This is a genomic window from Pseudoalteromonas sp. T1lg24 (genome assembly GCF_002964745.1).
Lineage (GTDB): Bacteria > Pseudomonadota > Gammaproteobacteria > Enterobacterales > Alteromonadaceae > Pseudoalteromonas > Pseudoalteromonas spongiae.
Window position 1 is genome coordinate 1,365,714 of record NZ_PQCB01000033.1, and the last position, 21,402, is coordinate 1,387,115.

Genomic DNA, 21,402 nt, shown 5'->3' on the forward strand with positions numbered 1-21,402 from the left:
ATTTATACCTAGAACTCATTAATATTTTTATGATTATGTAAATGAATTATCTCGGGCGAAGTGTAATGGCAGTTTGCGGCATTTGTAAAGCAGCCAGCACACTGTGGCAGTCACTAATGCTAATACCAAGGCTTGAACTGCGCCAACTACAAAACTAAGGCTCAAGGCAAAACCAAAAACACATTCCGCACGATATGATTTTACGATACACGAAATCACAGCGATGCCAATAATTAACATTACAGTGTATAACTCCATTGCCCAATAGTAACTGCCCGCAAGTGTTGCACCATAGTTAAATGAAAATACAAATCCGATTAGTGCGTAGGTGGTTGCTTTACCACGATTCACAGTCGTACTTTGAAGGCGTTTTCGCATTAAAAGCAAACAGCACAATGAAAAAATAGGCATGATAATCAGTGAAAACCAAGATGGCACATCAAGTAGGTAAGGCGCATCCAATACACCAATAAATACAATCTTAGGATTAAAGTAATGCCAGCATAAAACAGCAGCTTGTAACAATGCTACCAACACAGTAACGCACCATAGAAATTTATTTTTTATCATAGGAATTCTCGTTTGGTGTTTTTATTAACTATGGCAACAATTAAGCCAAAACGAAAGTTATTGAAAATCAGTGGCTTAAATTTCAGGTGATATGTGTATGTTAGTTTTTTTGTTAGATTTTAGGCAAATAAGCCAGTGAGTTAGCTTTTTTCACAACGATTAATGGTATAATTTTTCGCATGTGTTTTTCACTTGTAACCTCATGTCATTTTCAGCATTTAACCTAAATTCTCACTTGTCCGAGACCTTAACGCGATTGGATTACCATACGGCCACGCCTATTCAATCATTGGCTATTCCAGAGATTATGGCCGGCCACGACATCATTGCGCACGCGCAAACAGGTACCGGTAAAACGGCAGCGTTTATGTTACCCATTATCGATAAGCTGTTATCACGTCAGCCGATATCGAATACGGTAAGTGCCTTAATCTTAGTGCCAACACGAGAGCTTGCGCAACAAGTTGCAAAGGCCAGTACTCAGTACAGTGAAAACTGCGGATTGAACGTTGCGTGTTTGTATGGTGGCGCAAATATTGGACCACAAGAAAAACAACTTAAACAAGGTGCGCAAATTGTTGTAGCAACGCCCGGCCGTTTGCTCGACCATTTGATTAAAGGCACGCTTTCGTTGTCAGATTTAGCGTATTTAGTGTTCGATGAAGCAGATCGCATGCTGGATATTGGGTTTATGGGTGAAATTAAGCGCATAATGCGTCATGTGCCACTAACACGACAAACCTTGCTATTCTCGGCAACGGTTGATGAGCAAGTACTCAATAATGTATCGCAGTGGCTAAATGAGCCAAAACGCGTAGGGGTAGATGCACCTAACACCGCAGCGACCAAAGTTGAGCAATTATTTTATGCTGTAGACGATGAACGAAAGCGCGAGTTAATCGCTTACACCATAGGAAAAAACAACTGGCACCAAGTGTTGGTGTTTACGCGTACCAAGAATTATGCCGATGAACTTGCGAAAGAACTCAATAAAGACGGTTTACCAACCACGGCTATTCATGGCGACAAATCTCAAGGCGCACGAAATAAAGCGCTAGAGCAGTTTCGCGCCGGCGAGTTACGTGTTTTAGTGGCAACCGACGTTGCGGCGCGTGGCATCGATATTCCGAGTTTGGATTATGTGATTAATGCTGAATTGCCGTATATAGCTGAGGATTACGTACACCGCATTGGGAGAACTGGGCGTGCAGGTAAAGCAGGAACTGCAATTTCACTGGTAAGCCTAGACGAAAATTGGTTGTTGGAAGAAATTGAAGTATTACTGGATGAACGTTTAACCCCACAATGGTTAACGGGATTTGAGCCGGATTTAACCCGAGAGCCAAAAGACAATAGAAAAAACACAACAAAATCTCGCAAACAGCGAGATAAAAAGCGTATTTTAGGTCAACGCAGTAATCGTCGCCGTAAAAAAAATTAACTGTGCACGTGTTTGTTTCTAAATTTATTGGTCGTTAATAACGACAGTAATTTATCTAAAAGCGCGTTTTACGCGCTTTTTTGTTTGCCTTTGTTATCCGTTGCGAATAGATAACTAATTTATTTGTATTAATAAATTTTGTTTTGCTGAAATTAAACTATTGTGAAAGAGGAGTCGTATCATTTAACTGCTTTGCTTGCCAAATTTAGGGATGCACACGATGCTAAAAAACCTACCGATTGTTCTTAAGCTCCTTCTTATTTTGCTTATTCCCAGTGTGCTGAGTGGATTTTTAATTTACCAATTAAATAAAAACAGCGAAGTACAAGTGACAGCTCAAACTCATATAAACGAGGTTATTGAGTTAACACAATTACTTAATAATTTAGCACATAACTTTGCGGTAGAGCGCGGGTTGAGTGCCGGGTACTTAGGCTCTGGTGGCACTCAAGGTAAACAAGCATTGCAATCGCAACGTAAAAATGCCGATAGCGCAGCAGACGCACTCTTACTGAAAATCGATAAGATACAGTCCCTTTCACTGAACAAACATTCTCTCGACGTTATACAGCAATTACAAAAGACGCTTTCTGAACGCATGGACATAAGAGAAAAAGTGGATGCACTAGTACCTGACTCTGGCTTTTTTCACTTTTATTCTGCAATTAACGCAGATGCCATTACCTTGACTGAAAAGCTATCGGTTTATATTACTGAGCCAGAGTTGTCAGCTAAATTTAAATCGTCAATTCAGTTAATTTGGTTAAAAGAGCATTTGGGCCAAGTGCGCGGTGCCTTAAACGGGGTATTTGCAAAAGGCGATTACACGCCACAGCGTGCAGAAGCCGTAAATCGTTTTTTAGCCGAAATCCGAAAGCGTGAAAAACAGTTTACCCATTATGCCAATAACGATTACTTGCAGCGTTTTGAGGCACTAAAAACTGACCCACAAGTGGTAAACGTAAAGGCAATGACCGCTACATTTACTAATAACGTTGCACTTAGGAACGATAAAAAATCATTACTGCTGTTACTCAGTCAAGACGATTTGAGCGCGCAGTCAATTGATGAGTTGAATGCGATTGTATTGAATATGAAGCCGTATTTACCCGCGCATGTATTTTCGGCGCTTCTAAATGATGTGAGCCGATTAAGCGCTGATCGAGACATTACAGGTAATCAAAAAAGCGCCATTAGTAAGCGACTCGCTACCGCCGTTATCTTGCCACATGTTGATGCAAAAACCTGGTTTGCCAGTGCCACGGACGAAATAAAATTGGTTAATGGGCTTATTAAGGCCTTGGCAACCGAAATAACTAATACTGCAAAACAAAATTTAAATAGCACAGAGCAGACATTACAAAATGCGTTTTATACAGCGCTTACATTTCTACTGGTCAGTTTAATTGTTGGTTTTGTAATTGCGCATTCATTTAAAAAGGCGTTGAACATCATTCAACAAACCATTCAACAAATACAACAAGACAACGATTACAGTTTACGAATTGCAGTTAATCAACACGATGAAATAGGTCAAACAGCTAAAAACATCAACGCATTACTTGAAAACTTAGGCAATGCGTTTTGTGAAATAGGCAATATGAGTAATGCGTTAGCTAGTGGCCAATACAACCAAATTAACTTTAGCGGAAAGTACAATGGTGACTTGGCAAAAGTAGTATCGCAAATTGAAACTGCAGGCAATCAAGTAGGCATAGGCGTTGGGGAAATACGAAAAGTGATGTCGGCGGTAAAAAAGGGTGACTTTTCAAATACCATTAGCGAGAATTTACAAGGGCAGCTAGGGCAACTGAAAGACGATGTAAACAGCACAGTTAATACCTGCAATCGCTCGTTTAGTGCGATATCAACGGTTGTTAACGATTTAGCGCGCGGCAATTTAAGCAATCAGTATACTAACCAACTCCAAGGGGAGTTTGCGGTTTTACTGGATTCGGCTATCGATTGTCGCGATACGCTACAGCAAATTATTGAAAAAGATATTCAACAGCTGGTGGATTGTGCGACTTCAGGCGAGTTAGATGTATCTATTAATGAGAAAAATAAACAAGGCGGCTTTTTAACCCTTACGCAAAGCATCAACAAATTACAACAGATTAATCGCAATGTGATAGATGAAGTCGACAATGTTTTTGCGAATTTAGCACAAGGCAACTTGGCAGTAACAATAGACGGGGAATATGAAGGTGCGTACGCACGCTTACAACTTAACGCCAATAAAACCATTTCTACGCTTAATCACATCATAGAGAATGAAATTACTGAAATAGTGCAGAGTTGTTTATCGGGCGAACTGACGAAACGTATAAATACCGATGATAAATCAGGGTTTTTCTTGTCGTTAAGTAATTCGTTAAATAACTTAGTAGCACTTAATCAAAATGTTATTAATGAGCTCAACTCGGTTGCTAATGCACTGGCGAATGGCAATCTACACATACATGTAAATGGCGACTATACCGGTGAATTCAACACCCTAAAAATGAATATAAATAAATCACTTGAACAGCTAAGCCAGGTTATTGAGGTCGAAGTTCAAGATGTTATCAGCGCATTACAAGTAGGCAACCTAGATAAACGCATTGATAGCGCCAATAAACAAGGCTGCTTTTTGCAACTAAGTGAGGGTGTCAATGAGATTATTGTGGTTGTTAGCCGAGTACTCAACGATTTAGACCACCTATTTGAAAGCTTGGTTGCGGGAGATCTAAGAGCCAATGTTACGACTCACTATGATGGTCAATTTAAACGATTAAAAGATAACGCGAATACCTCAGTTGGTAAGTTGAACTCGCTGTTATCAAATTTACTAAACCTAGCGCAGTCTGTGTCGAATAGTGTGCATGAAATCGCACATGCAAATGAGGATTTAAGACGCCGAACTGAATCTCAAGCAAGCGCAGTAGAACAAACGAGTGTGAGTGTGCAACGAGTGCATGAATCAGCAAAAGTAGCGCAATCTAACTTACTTGATACCGAACAACTAATGCTAACCATGCAAACTAGTGCGCAAAACGGGCAGGTTATTGCGCTTGAAGCAAAAGAAACGATGCAACAAGTGAGTGCGTCAAGCGACCGTATTAAAAATATTATTGGAGTTATCGATGAAATTGCGTTCCAAACTAATTTGCTTGCACTGAACGCGGCGGTAGAAGCTGCACGAGCGGGGGAGCACGGTCGCGGTTTTAGTGTGGTGGCAAGCGAAGTAAGAAGCCTTGCACAACGCAGCGCACAATCAGCAAACGAAATAAAATCCTTGATAACATCGAGTGTTGAGCAGGTGGCACATGGCAACCTGCATGTTGATCAATCAAGTGAAGCACTTGTCGGTATCGCACATTCGATTACTAATGCTAACGAGAAAATGGAAGAAATTGCCGAAGCAAATAAACGACAAACAGCAAGCTTTAATGAAATAAATATTGCCGTTACAAATATTGAAGAAAGTACGCAACAAAATGCCGCAATGGTCGAACAAATTGCCAGCTCCGCAGCCGCGCTAAATGAAGAAACTAAACGCATGGTGGATGAAGTGAACTTTTTCAAGGTGAGCTAGTATGAAAAGGGAGGTTTCCTTTTCATACTAATCCAAGGTTTAATTAAACTCAGCGACTAACTGAGTGTTATCGACATCTTGTTCGCGTGTTGGTACCCACTTTGACATACACGCCTGATCTTTAACACAGGGATCTGTCTGCGCCTTTAAAAATGCCACAACGGCACTGATTTGCTGCTCAGTATAGTCGACAGCTTGTAGTTTTGATTCACCTGTAGCTTGTAATTGCGTAAGCTGATGTAAGGCTTTTTCCGTGTTAGCTAACCAATTATTAGTTTGTAATCCAGGTTGTAACTCGGTTGGATCATAATTTGCGATCGAAAGTGCCGGATTGAGGTGATGCTTAACCACCGCTTCTAAGGTTAAAAACGCGCCGCTGTGACCGTATGGAAAGGTAACTTCAATATTAGTTAAGTGTGGTGTTCTAAACGCAAAGCGATCATTCTCTTCGTTAGTTTCGCGAAAACGACCAAAGTCTTCATCGCCAGTTAAACCATTACCTTTGCCACGACCAATTTGAGGCATGGCAATTACATGGAATGATTCGTCTGTCATAAAATCGCCAGAGTGACATGACGCACAATTAAAGCCACCATTTTCATAGGAGGTGTAAAACAGCTTTGCACCTTGTAATTGTTGCTCTGTTAATGCGCTGTCATCCCCTTCGACAAAATTATGCCACGGTGAGTTGATTAAAATTTGTGAACGCTGAAACTCACCGAGCGCAAAAGCGATATTATCAAAGGTGATTAATTGGTTGATATCAACGTCATTAATGTCAGCTTCAAAGCCATTCAAAAACGCATTAAACCACTCGTTATGGGCAAGTTCGTTGGTTTCACCTTTTAGTCGTGAAGTTAACTGTTCACGTAATACTTGATTGCTTTGTCCCGCGGCATAATTAAATCCGCGCATTTCTTCCGTCGAGGTAACAGGGAAGCGTGCTTGTGCAGCGGCTAAGTTTGCACCTGCCACGTTGTCTTTGGTATTAAATTGGCTATCAGGCGTTCTGATCGACTGATTGCTGCCATTTAATGCCCATTGGGTATCAAGGCTCTCAACACGGCCATCGTGAAACATGACTTTGTTGTAAAAAGCGATATTAAACGTTGATGGCGCATTCCGCGGAACAGTCGGGCCACCGTCGGCATGCGCTGCTGATGGCATGTGTTCTCGCCCCGGTCCCAATAGGTTCTGTTCAACGGCATCAACACCGATTGGCAACGCTAAATCGTCGCCACCGCCTAAAAACGGATGATGGCAACTTACACATGCGGTATCAATATTGCCGCTGAGTGATTTAGCGTAAAAGAGTTGCATGCCTAATTGTGCGATTGGTTGCTCAATATTAGGTAGATTAGCTACATGCTGAGAAAGACCTTGTAACTGATATGGTTCGATTAAAGTGCGAACGTCACTTACCAAGCCCGCTTTTTCATCGATTGTTTCTGAGTTGTCTGAGTCGCTACAGCCCAGTAGCGACAGCACGATTATACTGCTAAATATCCTTTTCATTTGCGCCCCTGTTTATTTTAAATTTAAGTAAAGTGCGCAAATATTAGTAGAAAGGATTAGAAAAGCAATTACATTTAATGACAATTATGCAATAAGCTACCGCTAGGGCGCTTTAGCGTTATAAGCTGCTGCACAAAAAAACAATTAATGCGCAGCAAAAACGAACTGGCTACATGCGCTAGTGATTATTTAATAAAATACCCGATTGCTTGCCATTTTCCATCAATCAGTGTCATAGACAAGGTTTCGATACTTTCGCGCTTATTTTCATACTGTGTACTAAATTGCATTACTTGGTATGTGCCATCTGGCATACCGGGTAGGCTAGTGTGACGAGTACTATCAAGCGGGCTTCGCTTTACGACTTTACCTAATGGCGTGCGTACTTGTTCTAGGGCAAGTTGCCACTGTGCTTCACTGACTTGATTTTTAAAGCGATCACTAGTGTCTTGCCACGAAGCCTGATAATCGCCACTATCAATCAGTTCAAGCCAATTATTTGCACTTTGTTCATAGGCTTTGTCGTTAGCTACGGCACTGAATGCGATAAAACAAATAAGGATCAATAATTGTTTCATTGTGAAATACCTTTTTCTTCAAACTGTCATCACGTTAGCAAAATATTGAAATAATAAATAGCATTAAAACAGTGCGTTAACAATCTGATGTGCATTTTTTAACGATTTTCAAAATTCTTACAAACGTAACGTGTCGCCCTAAAATGAATACGCTTTTAATCGAATTTATTTAAGCGTTATTTTAATAATGTTGGTTTTAGTATGGACTTGGTGTTTTATAAAAATTACTTAATATCAATTGCTTAATGAAAGTTTATGCGTAGTACCGTATGTTACTTATTGTGAATGTAATAGCACTTTAGAAATAGTGTGGGTACATATGAAATATTCACATGTGATTAAATGTGAATAACCTTTTTTAAAGTGTGGGATTAGATTAAAATTACACTTTCACCTTAACGTTTTAACGTTGTCGTACTGCGTATTAATCGGACTGGTTCAACTTAAATAATCAGCGGCAGTCAGCCAACAGTTTAGTCAAATATATTACATTACCTTATGGATAATTACCTGTTTAGTCAGGGCGAGCAGCCAGAGAAAACACAAAAGCCTAAAACACTTAAATGGCATATTTTGATCGTGGATGATGATAAAAATATTCATGATGTAACCAAATTAGTGCTGGAAGGCAAAGAAATATTGGGGCGTACAATTAGTTGCACCAGTGCGTTTTCATCTGAGCAAGCTAAAACACTCTTGATGTCCGATACTAATTGGGCATGTGTATTTATTGATGTTGTGATGGAGTCTACCCATGCAGGATTGGAGTTGGTTAACTGGATCAGAAATACACTTAACAATCACTTAGTAAGGTTATTAATTCGTACAGGGCAAGCTGGTTATGCACCCGAGCAAGAAGTGATTGAAAAGTACGATATAAATGATTATCGAACAAAAACCGAGTTAACAGCGACTAAGTTGGTAAGCTGTACGTATGGGGCGCTACGCGGATTTCGCGACTTAAACACGGTTGAAAAATCCCTGAAGTCATTTCGCAACTTAATAGAAGTGTCTGGTGACTTACTTAAAATTCAGAATATAAACGATTTCACATGTGCGGCCCTTGATAACTTTCTATCGTTAATGGAAGTGGAAAGTTCGGCAATTTACATAATGCGCCATGAAAATGATATCTTTAATCAATCTCATAAAATACTGCTCGCAAGTTCTGGTCGCTTTAACGAACTTAAAAAAGCTAATCAACCCTTCCCTAAAAACGTTAATGCTATTGTGGAAGAAGCGCTGAGCAGTGGCCACAGTCACTTTTCAGACGACTATTATGTGGCATGTATTAGTACATCTACCGATTCGAAAGCAGTGCTGTATATTGAATTTGATCATCAACCCAGTGACTTTAAAGCCAGCATCGCGGAATTATTTATAAATAATATTGCGTTGATGCTTGAAAGTTTAGTGCGCCAACATCAAACACAAACTACACAAAAAGAGTTACTTTATATTGTGGGTGATGCAATAGAAGCACGTAGCAAAGAAACAGGCAGTCATGTTAAGCGCGTTGCCGCAATGGCTGAGTTTATTGCGATAAAAGCGGGATTACCAGATTCGTTATGTGATGCAATACGCATTGCTGCGCCGTTACACGATATTGGAAAAACGACCATTCCTGATGCCATTTTGCATAAGCAAGGAGAGCTTACGCAAGATGAGTTTGAGTTAATTAAAACACATGCTGAAAAGGGCGGCCAACTGCTCGATAAATCAAGTATGCCAATTGCAAAACTAGGCGCAACGATGGCGCGTTTTCATCATGAAAATTATGATGGAAGTGGTTATCCGCAGGGGCTTAAAGGTGACGATATTCCACTTGAAGCACGTATTGTCGCGATTGCGGATGTAATTGATGCTCTGGGCAGTGTACGTAGTTATAAAGCGCCGTGGAGCGATGATCAAATTCGTCAGTATGTTGAGCAAAATGCGGGTATTAAGTTTGACCCGCAGTTCGCAAAAATCGCAACAGATCACTTTTGTGAGTTAGTAGCGATAAAACACCAAATCAGCGACGATTCACCTTTTGATAGTTAGCGTCGGCTTTTATATTTTAACTTCGCTTTTGCGCCCTTTTTATAAAGATAGGGGCGCAGGGCTCGTCGCAATTTTGGAAATAGATAGGCGAGGGTGGTTAGCTTGCCGCTAAACCATGGCATAGCGCTTTCTTCACTGTCGTTTATCGACAATGCGACAATCTCATTTGCAACCTCTAATGCGCTGCTCATTGGCTGAGAATATACAATGTCTTCAACGTGATCAATCTCATCCATTATAAAACCAGTATCAATTGGACCCGGTGACACTACCGCCACTTTAACCTGGTGAGGCTTGAGTTCATCGTGTAGCGCATAACTAAATGCCCTTAGTGCAGCTTTTGTTGCTGAATAAACCGCGGCACCTTGCAGTGGCGCACGTCCCGCTAACGACCCTACCATAATTACCGCGCCATTATTTGATTGTTTGAGCTGATCTAAAATAGGTGAGTGAGTGTTAGCGGCGCATTTAAATTCACATTCACCATATTTGAAACCTGAACTGGCGTTAGTTTTTCAAAATCGCCGCGATGGTGTAGCCCTGCGTTATTCACGAGCACATCGATTGCACCAAAGGTGTCGACCACTTGCGTTACTAGGGTTTCAAGGCTTGATATCTCGCCAATATCACAGGGAAATACCGCAGCATGACCATATTGATTAATTTCAGTTGCCAGTGCCTCAAGGGGCGCTTTGTTTCTAGCAACCAGTGCAACGTTAGCCCCAAGTTTGGCAAATTGCTTTGCTGTTTCAGCGCCTACACCTTTCGAAGCACCTGTTATTAAAACGGTTTTATTTTTATAGTTATTCATTTCGTCAGCCATTCAAGGTACATTAGTGCAAGATTGTTTTAATTTATCGTAAAAAGTATGGAAACTCTATTAGGACTTTTTGCGCTGGTGTTTGCTGTGTTTATGTTAGGCGGTTTAATCGTTGCCTGGTACAGCTTTGTTAAATTACGCAGCGCCGACGCAAAAATAAAGGAATTAACGCTCGCGGTATTACATTTAAAATCGCTCGTTAAAAAGTTAAGCGAAACTAATACACTACGCGCAACATCTGAAGAGTCAGCGCAAGAATCTGTTGTCGAACAAAGCGCAGAAAGCGACACACAAGCTACCGACAATTCACAACCGCAAACACCACAGGTGGATAGCACAGGCAATGTGAACGCAGCGCTGGCAACTCACCAACAGCAGGCAAAAACCTCGTTAAACGAAGAACCAAGATCTAAGCCCAAGCCTTTAGAGACTGTAAGTTTAGCGCAGCGATTAGAGCAATTTTTAGCAAATAATGGTTTGCTTTGGATTGGTGCTGGTATTTTAGCGCTCGGTGGTATTTTCCTCGCCAAGTACTCAATAGAATCAGGACTTATTTCAATTACGTTACGCTTAATTTTGGGTGGTGTGTTTGCTTTGGCATTAGTGATATTGGCGGAATATTTGTATCGCAAACACGGTGCCAGCAATCATGTTACGAACACCAGTGCTGCACTTGCCAGCGGGGGCATTATTACTGGGTTTGCATTGGTACTTGCTACCTTTAGTTATTATCATTTTATCTCGCCTGTTGTTGCCTTTGCTGCACTTGCAGCAATTTCTTTAATCGCTACTGCGCTCGCATTACGGTTTGGTCCACTGCTTGCGGTGATAGGTATTATTGGCGCATATACGGTGCCTGCTTTGGTTAATACTGGCAGCAACAATGTGTTTGCCTTACTAATGTACGTTAACTTTGTATCAATTGCGGCGATTTGGGTTGCCAATAAAGTCAAACGAGAGTGGCTGTGGTGGCAAAGTTTTGTCGGTCATTTCGTATGGCTTACCATTAGTGTTGCGATTGCAGATAAAAGCGATATTTGGGTAATTGCAGCGACTATGGCAATTGCATTTTACCTGTATGTATTATCCAGTGTGCTAGGTTGGCGCTTAACTAATAAGAACTTAACGCCACTAGCAATAAAAGTACTATTAATGCCACGCAAAGAGCAATTAGCCTTAGTGCTTAACATACTACTGCTAGTACTGTTTTATAGTTTGCACGGCTTTAGTAGCAGTTTATTGATTGTAAGTGTGTTATTAAGTGCACTTTGCATGTATTTGCCACTAAGGCACAGTGCATTTGATTCTTGGCCGTTTGTATCGTTAATCTTCAGTTGTTTTGCGATAGTAAACTATCCTATCGTGCATCAGCTCGATGACCCTATGCTGGTTTTTAGCAGTGTATTTTTATATGCGCAATTAGTGGGTGTAGCGTATTTTGTATATAGCGTGGTAATGCAAAAACTATTTATTAAGCGTGCCAGTTATAGTTTGTTGTTAGGCATTGCGCCGCTGTTGGTGTTTGCCGTGTCCTACATAGTAACGCCGCAAACAGTTGAAACAACCTTATACCCGCTTTGGACGGTATACCTGATGGTGATGGCAGGCTATGCGCTGTGGCAAATAACCAAAGCACATCATGCGCTAGCAACAATCACGTTTTGGCTTACTGCGAACAGTTTTTTAGCGTTAGTATTTACCATGTGGTTGAATGCTAGTACGTTATCATTGGCAATTTGTGCACAACTAGTGTTAATCGCTTATGGGCAACAGCGTTTTAAAGTCGAGTTGCCGTTGTGGCTGAGTAAAATAGCTCTGTCACTAGTGCTTATGCGTATCACGCTCGCTCCTTGGACTCAGCAATACAGTAATGAGCTCGTGTTTGGTGTGCACTGGAGTTTAGTGGTACTGCCCATGATGTTTGCCATGGTGTTTTATGCTTATCGGTTACATTCCAATTCTGAACTTAAAAAGTGGTATGAAGGCGCATTACTGCATTTAATCGCGTTATTTGTAACGACCGAAACCAGTTATTTCTTAGTCGGCCATTACCCTGACTTTAGTAACTTAAACTTCGCAGAACTTTGCGTGTTATCAATGAACTGGTTGATACTAGCCGTGGTTTATTGGTGGCGATTCAAAATCAGTTCGCGCTCTTTATATTTGTACGCTGGCTGTGCGCTGGCTGCGGCGAGTGGTTTGTGTCATTTAGTTTTGAATACGCAGTATAATCCGTTCTTAGAAGCTATTTTGATTGGTGATATCTTCTTGTTTAATTGGTTAATGGTGATGTGGGCTGTGCCTGCGGTGATAATTGCTCTTGTGTATTACTTTGATATTGTGCCAAAGCAGTTAAAACTAAATAAAAATAAAGTGTTGTTGCCAATAGCTGCAGGGTTTAGCTTTTTATTTATTAACGGTGTTGTGCGCAGTTATTTTCAAACCGAACAAATTCGGCTTTCGTTACCAACGAGTCAAGCTGAGATTTACAGCTATTCTGTTGTGTGGTTAATTATCGCGGCAGGATTTATTTTGTTTGGGCAGCGTATTGCCAAGTCTGTGGTTTACCAAGCGGGGTTTGCAATTTTACTTGTGGTTATTTTAAAAGCCTTCCTATTTGATATGGCGCACCTAGACGGGCTGTATCGTGCGATTTCGTTTATTGGTTTAGGTTTGTCGTTAGTTGCGTTAGGCTGGCTATTTACGCGATTTAAATTAGTGTCTGAAGAGGCGCCTCAATGATTGTATTGATCATAATTTGCTTTTTTATGTGGCTTTTTATGCTTTGGCTTACGTATTCAAAACGACTAAATAGCGTTGAGCATTTAATTGAGCATCAAGATAGCAAGCTGATTGTACGCGATACGCCGATTGCACGTTTGATTAAAGGCCTTGCTGTTACAGTGTCGGTTGATGAAATTCGTGCAATTGAAGCTACCAATACGCATGTGTTTTTGCGCACAGCAAAAAGTTCGGTCGATATTTTTATCAATCACCGTTTTATAAATCAAGTGCTTGATCATTTACGTAACGAGCTGAGCGAAATAGAAATAAAAGACCGTCGACCGATTGGCAAGTGATATTTTGTTAGCGTGTTGATTGTTAAGTAAACTGGCGGCGCTTAAAGTGCTACCAGTTTACGATTCACTTCGGGATTAGGTGTTCTGCCTAATTATTAAAGGCTATTCGTTAATCGCGCTTTTTAGTTTCGAGCCTGCTTTAAACGCTATTTTGTTTTGTCCGGCTATGGTGATCTCTTCTCCAGTTTGTGGGTTACGCCCTTGTTTTTCTGGATGATAACTCAATGAAAAACTGCCAAAACCAGGTAATTGTACTAAGTCACCTTCTGATAATGATTGAGTGATTGTCGCAACCAAACTATCCACAACACGTTTAGCGGTCGTTTTTGGCATGTCGTTGTTTTTTGCGATGAGTTCAATAAGTTGGGATTTATTCATAATAGCGCCCTTAAAAAGCGGCAAAGGCTAACTATGTCTTATGCTCGAGTCAAGTATTTAGCGCCTTTTACGCTGTATTTGAAAAATTAACGGTTAATGATCCAATTTATTATTTAAAGCGTAATTAGTACTAAATTCCTATTTTTTGATGTCGGAGGTGTTTATGGAGCTATTAGTTTCGGTTTTGGCATATCAAAAAGCACGTGATGAAGGACGAAAAGATCCTGCAATACAGGATTATGAATGGGCTGAGGAAAACCTAAGTTACTTTGAAAGCCACAAATGTGAACTTGGATTTTGCGATTCAAATGAGCCAAGACAATCACATGTCGATTAGAGGGCATGTTACGCCCCAGTGAATTTGTCGCTTTTTCAAGCAATAGTTGTTTTCACGGCGTGACATCGTTTACGTAGCTAGGCATATTTTACCGCTTAAAATCGTATTTTACCGTTTATCACTTTTAGTTTTTCAAAGTGTTTCAGGTTGTTATGGTTTGTGTATCAAAACAACTAAAAACGAGTAAAACTATGAAATCAGAAAATGCAATTAGCGCGATTGGCGATACATTTTTAGCCCCCACCAAGGCGTTTAACGGCCTAAAAGATGCAAAAGGCTGGTCTTGGCTTGCGATGATATTATTATTTGTGTTTGGTATCTCGGCACAAGTTATTTACTTTAACTCTGTTGACCAAGCATATTTTGTTGAACAACAAATTGCTACGATGGAACAAAGTGGCGATTACAATCCTGCAGAACTTGAACAAGCAGAAGCGATGACCGCACAGCAATTTCCGATGATGTGGATTTTCTCTGCAGTCGGTGTGTTAATTGGCATTCCAACTATCTTCTGTATTTTTGCTTTGTACTACTATTTAATTGGGAAGCAAGACCCAGAGTGTCATATGACATTTGGTGATTGGTTTGGTTTTACCGCTTTTACGAGCTTGCCAACAATTTTTGCAGCAATTGGTACCATGGCATTGGTGTTAACTGCCTCAAGCGGTGAAATTCCTGCAACAGTACTTACATTCTCCTCACTAAACCAACTTATTTTTGGCTTTGACGCTAACCACGCATTTGCGGGTTTGCTAGAGAGTATCAATATTTTCTCAATTTGGTCTCTTGCGCTGACGTATATTGGCTTAAAGTCATGGACTAACTTTAACAACAACAAAGCAATGCTATTTGCATTACTACCAAGCATTTTAATTTATGGTATTTGGGCAATTATTGCAGCACTTTAAGGTGCTGCTTTGCTTTGGGGTTGAATATGAAAAAAATTATTATCGTAGTAGTCGCCGTGGCGGCATTTGTCGCCATGATTGTAAGCCAACAAATCAAGGGCGATGGTAAATTACCAGAGATAAAAACCACACTTACTGAAAAAGGAAAAATTAAAGATTCAATTTTAGCGTCGGGTACCTTGGTTTTTAACACCCAAGTTCAATTACGCTCAGAAGTAACCGGCCGCGTTGAAAAAGTATTTGTAGAAGAAGGGCAGCGCGTAGAGAAAGGCGACATGTTAATGCAGCTTGATACCGAAGCCTTTGAAGCTGAAGTGGACCGTTATCAAGCGTTAGTAAGACAAAGCGAAATTGATATTGAGCGTGCGCAAACAAGTCTTAAGAATTTAATCTCTCAGCTTAACCGTCAAAAAGAACTCTTCGATGTAGGACTATCACAGCAAGAAGTTTACGATAACATTAAAAATGCAAAAGAGCTGGCTGAAATTGATGTATCGGCGCGTAAAGAATCGCTAAATCAAGCTAAAGCGTCATTGTCAATTGCTGAAGACCGTTTGAGTAAAAGTGTATTTAGAGCAACAATGAGTGGTTTATTAGCGTCGGTTGATATTAAAGAAGGCGAAACCGTGATTGCGGGTACCACTAATATTGTTGGTTCAGATCTGATGTTATTGGCCGATCCAAGCAAAATCCTCGCTGAGCTAAAAGTAGACGAAACAGATATTGCTAGCATTAAATTAAACCAAGAGGCAGAAATTTACGCTGCGGCCTACCCAAATAAACCATTTGTTGGCAAAGTCATTCATATTGGTACGTCAGCCAAGCAATTTGTTGGTTCACAAGGACGTTCATTTAAAGTGAAAGTGCTGTTAAACGATGATGAACGCACTTTGTATGCAGGTATGAGTTGCCGTGCAGAAATTGCAACAGCGATTGGTAAAGATGCCATTAAAATTCCAATTGAAGCTGTGCACAGCGAAGATGAAAATCACTATGTTTGGGTATTAAACGACGATAAAACAGTAACTAAGAAAGCGGTTGAACTCGGTGTTTCATCAGATATTGAACAAGCGATCGAAAGTGGTCTTGAAGAAAAGCAAACGGTTGTAGTAGGGCCAGCGCGCGCAGTTAGCAAACTAAAAGAGGGCGATAAGGTAAAGCTGAAAACAGCTGATAAGGATGCTAAAGATGTCAGTGATCGCGCTTAGTAATATTTGCAAAGAATACAAAATGGGTGAACAAAGCTTTTTGGCTTTGGATAATGTAAGCGTAAACATTGATGAAAATGAGTATCTTGCGATTATTGGTCCATCGGGCTCTGGTAAATCGACCCTAATGAACATTATAGGCTGCTTGGATGTCGCAAGCAGTGGCGAGTATGTGTTGCAAGGTAAACCAGTAAAAAAAATGACTGAAACTGAGCTTGCGGGGCAGAGAAATAAAAGTGTTGGCTTTATTTTTCAAAGTTTTAACCTTATTCCTCGCGCCAGTGCGTTAAGCAATGTAATGCAGCCGTTGATTTACCGTTTTATCTCAGCAAAAGAGCGTCAAAAGCTGGCAACGCAGGCGCTTGAGAAAGTTGGGCTTGGTGATAAATTACACCATCTACCATCACAACTTTCAGGTGGTCAACGTCAACGTGTGGCAATAGCAAGAGCGTTGGTGACAAAGCCTGATATCCTGCTGGGAGATGAACCGACTGGTAATTTGGACAGCAAAACAACCAATGAAATTATGAGTTTATTTGATGAGCTTCATAATGACGGGCATACCATTATTTTAGTGACCCATGAGCAAGAAATTGCTGAACATTGCCAGCGTGTATTGCGCTTGGTTGATGGAAAAGTGGTATCGGATACACGAAATAGCGAGGAGAGAGCGTATGTTTAAGTCATTTCTCGCGATTATTGAGGGAACCAAAGCCGCGCTTCAGGCGATTCGTGCTAATGCGATGCGCAGTGCACTCACGTGTTTAGGTATAATTATTGGCGTTGCAGCAGTTATTACGGTTGTTGCTGTGATGCAAGGCTTTACCAAGCAAATTAACGACCAATTGGCTGATATGGCGCCGGATGTGACTAGCATTAAGCCGTACACCACACCACAGCAAGAAATGCTTGGTAAACGTTCGTATTTAACAGTGCGTGATTTTGAAACGCTAAAAGGTAAAGTACAAGGGTTCGATACTATCACTGCGCAAATGATGGCGTTTCGTTTTCAAGGCGCGGTAGAGTACAAAGGCGAAAGTCACAATACGCGGGTAGTTGGCACAGAATCAAACTATCAAAAGGCCTATCGCATTTATCCTGAAATGGGCCGCTATATTCGCCCACAAGATGACGATAAACGCCGTCGCGTCGCCTTTATAGGTGAAACACTGATTGAAAAGCTTAAGCTACCTGAAAACCCTGTGGGTGAATACATTAAACTCGGTGGCGAATGGTTTCGTATTATTGGGGTTGCAGAGAAGCAAGGCAGCTTTTTGGGATTCGATCAGGATGATTATATCAATATCCCAATCAGTACCATGCAAATTCTAGAAGGCAATGCGCGTAAACCATATTTTCAAATTATGTTTCGCTTAAAGCCGGATGTGGATGAAGCGCAAACCTTGGCTCAAATGAAACGTATCTTGCGTCAGAATCATAAACTTGGCCCAGATGAACACGACGATTTTGAGTTTGAAACCGCTGAAAAAGCGCGTGAGAATATTGATAAGTTTACGGGCAGTGCAACGGCAATTACTGCTGGTATTGTAGGCATTAGCTTGTTAGTTGGCGGTATTGGTGTAATGAATATTATGCTGGTGTCTGTAACTGAGCGCACCCGTATTATTGGCACGCTAAAGGCACTTGGCGCGACGCCGGGCTTTATTATGCTGCAATTTTTAGTAGAAGCCGTGGTACTCAGTTTATTTGGTGGCGTAATTGGCCTTATAACAGGTTATGGCGCTGCTGCTGCCATATCAGCGATCGTACCAGGCATGCCTGCTGCATATATTCCAATGTGGGCGATATTATTGTCATTTGGTTTTACCTCAGCAATTGGTGTTATTTTTGGTTTAGTGCCTGCGATAAAAGCGGCAAGACTCAACCCAATTGATGCGTTAAGATATGAATAAACGCGTTAAGCAAGGAATAAACAAATGAAAAAGGCAATGGGTTTAGCACTGTTACTTGGGTTACTTGTTGGTTGTGATTCAAGTGAGGTAGGTGATGTGTCGCTTGGTGTTTTTACGCTGAAAGACATTAAACTAAACCATTTTCAAGACCCAATAGTAACAGGGGTAACATGTCATGTTGCCTCTGTTGAAGCTAATTTAAGCTTTTCAGATCCAAGTGATAGCTCAATTGCGTGTCGTCAAACAGGGCCAATCACCCAAGCGATGATAGCGCAAATAGATAGCTCAGATTCAGGTGAAGTGATTTTCAAAAAATCGAAAAGCGTTTTCTTTAAATCGATGAAGATAAGACGAATTTTAGATAAAGAAAATCAAACCTTAATGTACTTGTCGTATTCAACGAAAGAAACGTCAGGTAGTTTTAAGCACAGTTTGTCGACAGTGCCTTTGTATGGTACAAAAGCATATCAAACACGTGTATCAGTAGATAACTAACGCATTAAGTAGATTAATGTCGTAAATTACACAGTAAATAATGTAAACAGGAGATTTTGATGATTGTAGTTAACCCAACCGGGTGTAAAGCATAATTAATACACCCGGTTTGTATAACCGGGGTTAAAAGCCCCTTATTTTTCTTTTATTTAAGGGCAAAAATGTTAAATATTAATCAATTAAACTTACTTGGATGGCAAAGCTTTTTTCAACAACAACTTGATATCGACGAATGGTACAACAGCGTTCCTGTTAGGGTTGTTGAACAACATCGAAATCGACTAGTGGTTGATTCTGGTAGCGACACATTTCAATTACCAGTAACTGAAAAGGTATCGCAGTGTGTTGTTGGCGATTGGTTGTTACTTACTGAAAAACACGACGTAAATCGTGTTTTTGAACGTAAATCGTATTTTGCTAGACGCGCTGCCGGCAGCAAACTAGAAAAACAGGCAATTACGGCAAATGTCGACGTTGCGTTTGTGTTGTGTTCATTGAACGATGACTTTAACCTCAATCGCATCGAACGTTATTTGGCGCTAGTCAATGAAGCGGGCTGCGAACCTGTGGTAATACTAACTAAAGCCGATCTTGCAAATGATGGCTTTGAAAAGCGTGAGCAAGTTCAAAACCTTAGCTCAATGTTACGGGTCGAAGTCATTGACTGCCATGATGTTACACTGGCTAATCAATTGTCAGATTGGTTAAAACCACAAACCAGTATCGTGCTGTTGGGGTCTTCTGGTGTAGGAAAGTCAACATTAAGTAATACGTTGGCGCAAACGCAGCAGAAAACAAGTGCCATTCGTGAGCAAGATAGCAAAGGCCGTCATACTACTACTGGGCGATACTTACTTAAGTTAGCTTCAGGCGCAGTATTAATCGATACGCCGGGAATGCGAGAGCTTCAGCTTAGCGATGTAACCGCGGGGCTAGAGCAAACCTTTAGCGAAATAGAAGCCTTGGCATCAAGTTGTAAGTTTGTTAACTGCTCACATAGCAATGAGCCAAAATGTGCGATACAGCAAGCAATTAGCGATGGTAGTTTAACAGAGCGACGCTTTTTAAATTACCAAAAGTTACGTAAAGAAAACCAATTTAATACAGCATCTTTACGTGAACGCCGAGCGCACGATAAATCGCTTACTAAAATGTATAAACGAGTACAAAGCCAGGCGGTTAAGTTTAAGAAATTAAACGAATAGCTAGTAGGCTTTAACGATGCGTCTATCACGTTTTGATAGGCGCATTTTTACTTATATCAACACATAAACTTCAAAATATTATTGATACGTCGTTTGTTGGCATCATTCTCTAAATATTACCCAATAAAAAGAAAACTAGTTGATACACTGACGTTTTTTGATAAAAATGACGGTAGATTTAATTCCTAAGATTAGATTCCAGTTAACTAGTAAACCTTGAAAAGGAATTCTTATGCCGTTTTTTACAAAAATAACATTGGTTGTTGCACTTATGCTGGTGCAAGTTGAAGCGCTTGCCAAAACGCTTACGTTTGGTGAAGAGGTTGATAGCGACAAACTAATTAAAATATCAACTGTGATGGCAAACCCAGATAATTATTTAAGTTCGCCAATTACCATTGAAGGGACCATTGTCGGCGTATGCGAAAAGCGAGGCTGCTGGATGACACTTGCATCAGATAAGCGCTTTCAAAATTTACGTATCAAAGTAGAAGATGGGCACATGGTATTTCCGATGACCGCGAAAGGAAATAAAGCGCTTGCAACGGGTACGCTTGAAAAAATAGAACTAAGCCTTGATCAAACAAAACGATTACTCGCTCATCGCGCTCAAAAAGCAGGTAAAGACTTTAATCCCGATTCAGTAACTGAGCCAGATGTAGTCTACCAACTGTCGCCGACAGGTGTTGAGATTATTGATAACAATGTTGAAAAGTAAGCCCAATCACATTAATTGGTTTAGATTAAATCGCAGTTTACATCGCGATGTTGGTTATTTTTGTATTGGCTTTATTTTGATCTATGCGATTTCAGGTATCGCGGTTAATCATAAAAATGATTGGAATCCGAACTACGCAGTACATACTACTAAGATAACCGCACGTGATATTGATTGGAATATAAACGACGACCAGGTTTTAATTAAGCAAGTTTTGACACTCGCTAATACACAATTAGACGTCAAAGCGTCTTATTGGCAATCGCCAAATCAATTTAAGGTTTTTTTACATGATGACGCGAATATTAGCTTAAATTTAAATACTAATACGCTTACTATTGAACAAATATGGCCTAGACCAATTTTCCAAGCACTTAATCGGTTGCACCTGAACGAAACACATCAATCATGGATTATCGTATCTGATATTTTTGCCGCTTTGTTGTTGTTTTTGGCAATGAGTTCACTTTTTATGATCCGAGGTAAATACGGACCATTTGGTAAACGTGGCCTTTTTATTTTGGCGGGCTTTGCTATTCCTGCAGGCTTTATCTTTTTATAGCGCCTCAGAGCGAACTTATTTGTCAAAAAGGGTTAGTTAGCAACGACTAAAAAG

At 40.5% G+C, this 21,402-nt stretch carries 18 protein-coding genes and 1 pseudogene; 14 read left to right on the top strand and 5 right to left on the bottom strand.

Annotated elements, in window-relative coordinates; genetic code table 11:
• Positions 1-33: 33 nt before the first annotated feature.
• Positions 34-570, bottom strand: coding sequence for a hypothetical protein (locus tag C2M30_RS18315; RefSeq protein ID WP_105172782.1), 537 nt, complete (start codon positions 568-570; stop codon positions 34-36).
• 202 nt (positions 571-772) lie between these two features.
• Between C2M30_RS18315 and C2M30_RS18320 the strand changes: the two genes are divergently transcribed.
• Positions 773-2,011: a DEAD/DEAH box helicase gene (locus C2M30_RS18320; RefSeq protein WP_105172783.1), complete on the top strand. Its 1,239-nt coding sequence runs from the start codon at positions 773-775 to the stop codon at positions 2,009-2,011.
• A 220-nt stretch (positions 2,012-2,231) separates the two neighbouring features.
• The gene (locus C2M30_RS18325) at positions 2,232-5,588 is read left to right on the top strand and encodes a methyl-accepting chemotaxis protein (protein WP_158683563.1); all 3,357 of its coding nucleotides are present in this window, start codon (positions 2,232-2,234) and stop codon (positions 5,586-5,588) included.
• Positions 5,589-5,627: 39 nt separating this feature from the next.
• On the opposite strand, the gene C2M30_RS18330 is transcribed toward C2M30_RS18325, so the two are convergent.
• Together C2M30_RS18330 and C2M30_RS18335 are read right to left on the bottom strand one after the other, a co-directional pair.
• Complete coding sequence (locus C2M30_RS18330; RefSeq protein WP_105172785.1) at positions 5,628-7,103, bottom strand: cytochrome-c peroxidase; 1,476 nt, start codon at positions 7,101-7,103, stop codon at positions 5,628-5,630.
• A gap of 185 nt (positions 7,104-7,288) precedes the next feature.
• Positions 7,289-7,681, bottom strand: a complete 393-nt coding sequence (locus C2M30_RS18335) for a DUF4019 domain-containing protein (RefSeq protein WP_010559018.1) — start codon at positions 7,679-7,681, stop codon at positions 7,289-7,291.
• 498 nt (positions 7,682-8,179) lie between these two features.
• Between C2M30_RS18335 and C2M30_RS18340 the strand changes: the two genes are divergently transcribed.
• Positions 8,180-9,724 carry an HD domain-containing response regulator gene (locus C2M30_RS18340; RefSeq protein ID WP_105172786.1) on the top strand — a complete coding sequence of 515 codons (1,545 nt, stop codon included), beginning with the start codon at positions 8,180-8,182 and terminating at the stop codon, positions 9,722-9,724.
• On the opposite strand, the pseudogene C2M30_RS22170 reads toward C2M30_RS18340, so the two are convergent.
• A pseudogene (locus C2M30_RS22170) lies at positions 9,721-10,547 on the bottom strand (SDR family NAD(P)-dependent oxidoreductase). The gene C2M30_RS18340 and the pseudogene C2M30_RS22170 sit on opposite strands and share 4 nt — an antisense overlap.
• Positions 10,548-10,592: 45 nt before the next feature.
• Between C2M30_RS22170 and C2M30_RS18350 the strand changes: the two are divergent.
• Together C2M30_RS18350 and C2M30_RS18355 are read left to right on the top strand one after the other, a co-directional pair.
• Complete coding sequence (locus C2M30_RS18350; RefSeq protein WP_105172787.1) at positions 10,593-13,286, top strand: DUF2339 domain-containing protein; 2,694 nt, start codon at positions 10,593-10,595, stop codon at positions 13,284-13,286.
• On the top strand, positions 13,283-13,624 hold the full coding sequence (locus C2M30_RS18355; RefSeq protein ID WP_100915311.1) for a hypothetical protein: 342 nt from the start codon (positions 13,283-13,285) through the stop codon (positions 13,622-13,624). Before C2M30_RS18350 ends, C2M30_RS18355 begins: the two co-directional genes overlap by 4 nt.
• 102 nt (positions 13,625-13,726) lie before the next feature.
• Here C2M30_RS18355 and C2M30_RS18360 read toward each other — a convergent pair whose 3' ends face one another.
• Positions 13,727-14,002 carry an HU family DNA-binding protein gene (locus C2M30_RS18360; RefSeq protein ID WP_105172788.1) on the bottom strand — a complete coding sequence of 92 codons (276 nt, stop codon included), beginning with the start codon at positions 14,000-14,002 and terminating at the stop codon, positions 13,727-13,729.
• A gap of 163 nt (positions 14,003-14,165) precedes the next feature.
• Here C2M30_RS18360 and C2M30_RS21565 point away from each other — a divergent pair, with 163 nt between their 5' ends.
• The 9 genes from C2M30_RS21565 to C2M30_RS18400 all read left to right on the top strand — a co-directional run bounded on the left by C2M30_RS21565 (position 14,166) and on the right by C2M30_RS18400 (position 21,348).
• Positions 14,166-14,339, top strand: a complete 174-nt coding sequence (locus C2M30_RS21565) for a hypothetical protein (protein WP_158683565.1) — start codon at positions 14,166-14,168, stop codon at positions 14,337-14,339.
• 191 nt (positions 14,340-14,530) lie between these two features.
• Positions 14,531-15,247, top strand: coding sequence for a YIP1 family protein (locus tag C2M30_RS18365; protein WP_157813573.1), 717 nt, complete (start codon positions 14,531-14,533; stop codon positions 15,245-15,247).
• 26 nt (positions 15,248-15,273) lie between these two features.
• Positions 15,274-16,455, top strand: a complete 1,182-nt coding sequence (locus C2M30_RS18370; RefSeq protein ID WP_010559025.1) for an efflux RND transporter periplasmic adaptor subunit — start codon at positions 15,274-15,276, stop codon at positions 16,453-16,455.
• Entirely contained in the window at positions 16,436-17,137 is a 702-nt protein-coding gene (locus tag C2M30_RS18375) for an ABC transporter ATP-binding protein (RefSeq protein ID WP_105172789.1), read from the top strand. The genes C2M30_RS18370 and C2M30_RS18375 overlap by 20 nt, the downstream gene beginning before the upstream one ends.
• Positions 17,130-18,368, top strand: a complete 1,239-nt coding sequence (locus C2M30_RS18380; protein ID WP_105172790.1) for an ABC transporter permease — start codon at positions 17,130-17,132, stop codon at positions 18,366-18,368. Before C2M30_RS18375 ends, C2M30_RS18380 begins: the two co-directional genes overlap by 8 nt.
• Before the next feature lie 24 nt (positions 18,369-18,392).
• A complete protein-coding gene (locus C2M30_RS18385; RefSeq protein ID WP_054978727.1) occupies positions 18,393-18,863 on the top strand; it encodes a CreA family protein in 471 nt (156 codons plus the stop codon).
• Between the two features lie 161 nt (positions 18,864-19,024).
• Entirely contained in the window at positions 19,025-20,068 is a 1,044-nt protein-coding gene (gene rsgA, locus C2M30_RS18390) for a ribosome small subunit-dependent GTPase A (RefSeq protein WP_105172791.1), read from the top strand.
• A gap of 232 nt (positions 20,069-20,300) precedes the next feature.
• The gene (locus tag C2M30_RS18395) at positions 20,301-20,786 is read left to right on the top strand and encodes a DUF4920 domain-containing protein (RefSeq protein WP_105172792.1); all 486 of its coding nucleotides are present in this window, start codon (positions 20,301-20,303) and stop codon (positions 20,784-20,786) included.
• On the top strand, positions 20,773-21,348 hold the full coding sequence (locus tag C2M30_RS18400) for a PepSY-associated TM helix domain-containing protein (protein WP_105172793.1): 576 nt from the start codon (positions 20,773-20,775) through the stop codon (positions 21,346-21,348). The genes C2M30_RS18395 and C2M30_RS18400 overlap by 14 nt, the downstream gene beginning before the upstream one ends.
• The last annotated feature ends 54 nt before the right edge of the window (positions 21,349-21,402 follow it).

Bases quoted from the DNA above. Each gene is read 5' to 3' on its own strand.
- C2M30_RS18330 (WP_105172785.1), bottom strand. From the start codon at position 7,103: ATGAAAAGGATATTTAGCAGTATAATCGTGCTGTCGCTACTGGGCTGT.
- C2M30_RS18340 (WP_105172786.1), top strand. From the start codon at position 8,180: ATGGATAATTACCTGTTTAGTCAGGGCGAGCAGCCAGAGAAAACACAA.
- C2M30_RS18360 (WP_105172788.1), bottom strand. From the start codon at position 14,002: ATGAATAAATCCCAACTTATTGAACTCATCGCAAAAAACAACGACATG.
- C2M30_RS18395 (WP_105172792.1), top strand. From the start codon at position 20,301: ATGCCGTTTTTTACAAAAATAACATTGGTTGTTGCACTTATGCTGGTG.
- C2M30_RS21565 (WP_158683565.1), top strand. From the start codon at position 14,166: ATGGAGCTATTAGTTTCGGTTTTGGCATATCAAAAAGCACGTGATGAA.
- C2M30_RS18315 (WP_105172782.1), bottom strand. From the start codon at position 570: ATGATAAAAAATAAATTTCTATGGTGCGTTACTGTGTTGGTAGCATTG.
- C2M30_RS18325 (WP_158683563.1), top strand. From the start codon at position 2,232: ATGCTAAAAAACCTACCGATTGTTCTTAAGCTCCTTCTTATTTTGCTT.
- C2M30_RS18400 (WP_105172793.1), top strand. From the start codon at position 20,773: ATGTTGAAAAGTAAGCCCAATCACATTAATTGGTTTAGATTAAATCGC.
- C2M30_RS18320 (WP_105172783.1), top strand. From the start codon at position 773: ATGTCATTTTCAGCATTTAACCTAAATTCTCACTTGTCCGAGACCTTA.
- C2M30_RS18375 (WP_105172789.1), top strand. From the start codon at position 16,436: ATGTCAGTGATCGCGCTTAGTAATATTTGCAAAGAATACAAAATGGGT.
- C2M30_RS18385 (WP_054978727.1), top strand. From the start codon at position 18,393: ATGAAAAAGGCAATGGGTTTAGCACTGTTACTTGGGTTACTTGTTGGT.
- rsgA (WP_105172791.1), top strand. From the start codon at position 19,025: ATGTTAAATATTAATCAATTAAACTTACTTGGATGGCAAAGCTTTTTT.
- C2M30_RS18350 (WP_105172787.1), top strand. From the start codon at position 10,593: ATGGAAACTCTATTAGGACTTTTTGCGCTGGTGTTTGCTGTGTTTATG.
- C2M30_RS18380 (WP_105172790.1), top strand. From the start codon at position 17,130: ATGTTTAAGTCATTTCTCGCGATTATTGAGGGAACCAAAGCCGCGCTT.
- C2M30_RS18370 (WP_010559025.1), top strand. From the start codon at position 15,274: ATGAAAAAAATTATTATCGTAGTAGTCGCCGTGGCGGCATTTGTCGCC.
- C2M30_RS18365 (WP_157813573.1), top strand. From the start codon at position 14,531: ATGAAATCAGAAAATGCAATTAGCGCGATTGGCGATACATTTTTAGCC.
- C2M30_RS18335 (WP_010559018.1), bottom strand. From the start codon at position 7,681: ATGAAACAATTATTGATCCTTATTTGTTTTATCGCATTCAGTGCCGTA.
- C2M30_RS18355 (WP_100915311.1), top strand. From the start codon at position 13,283: ATGATTGTATTGATCATAATTTGCTTTTTTATGTGGCTTTTTATGCTT.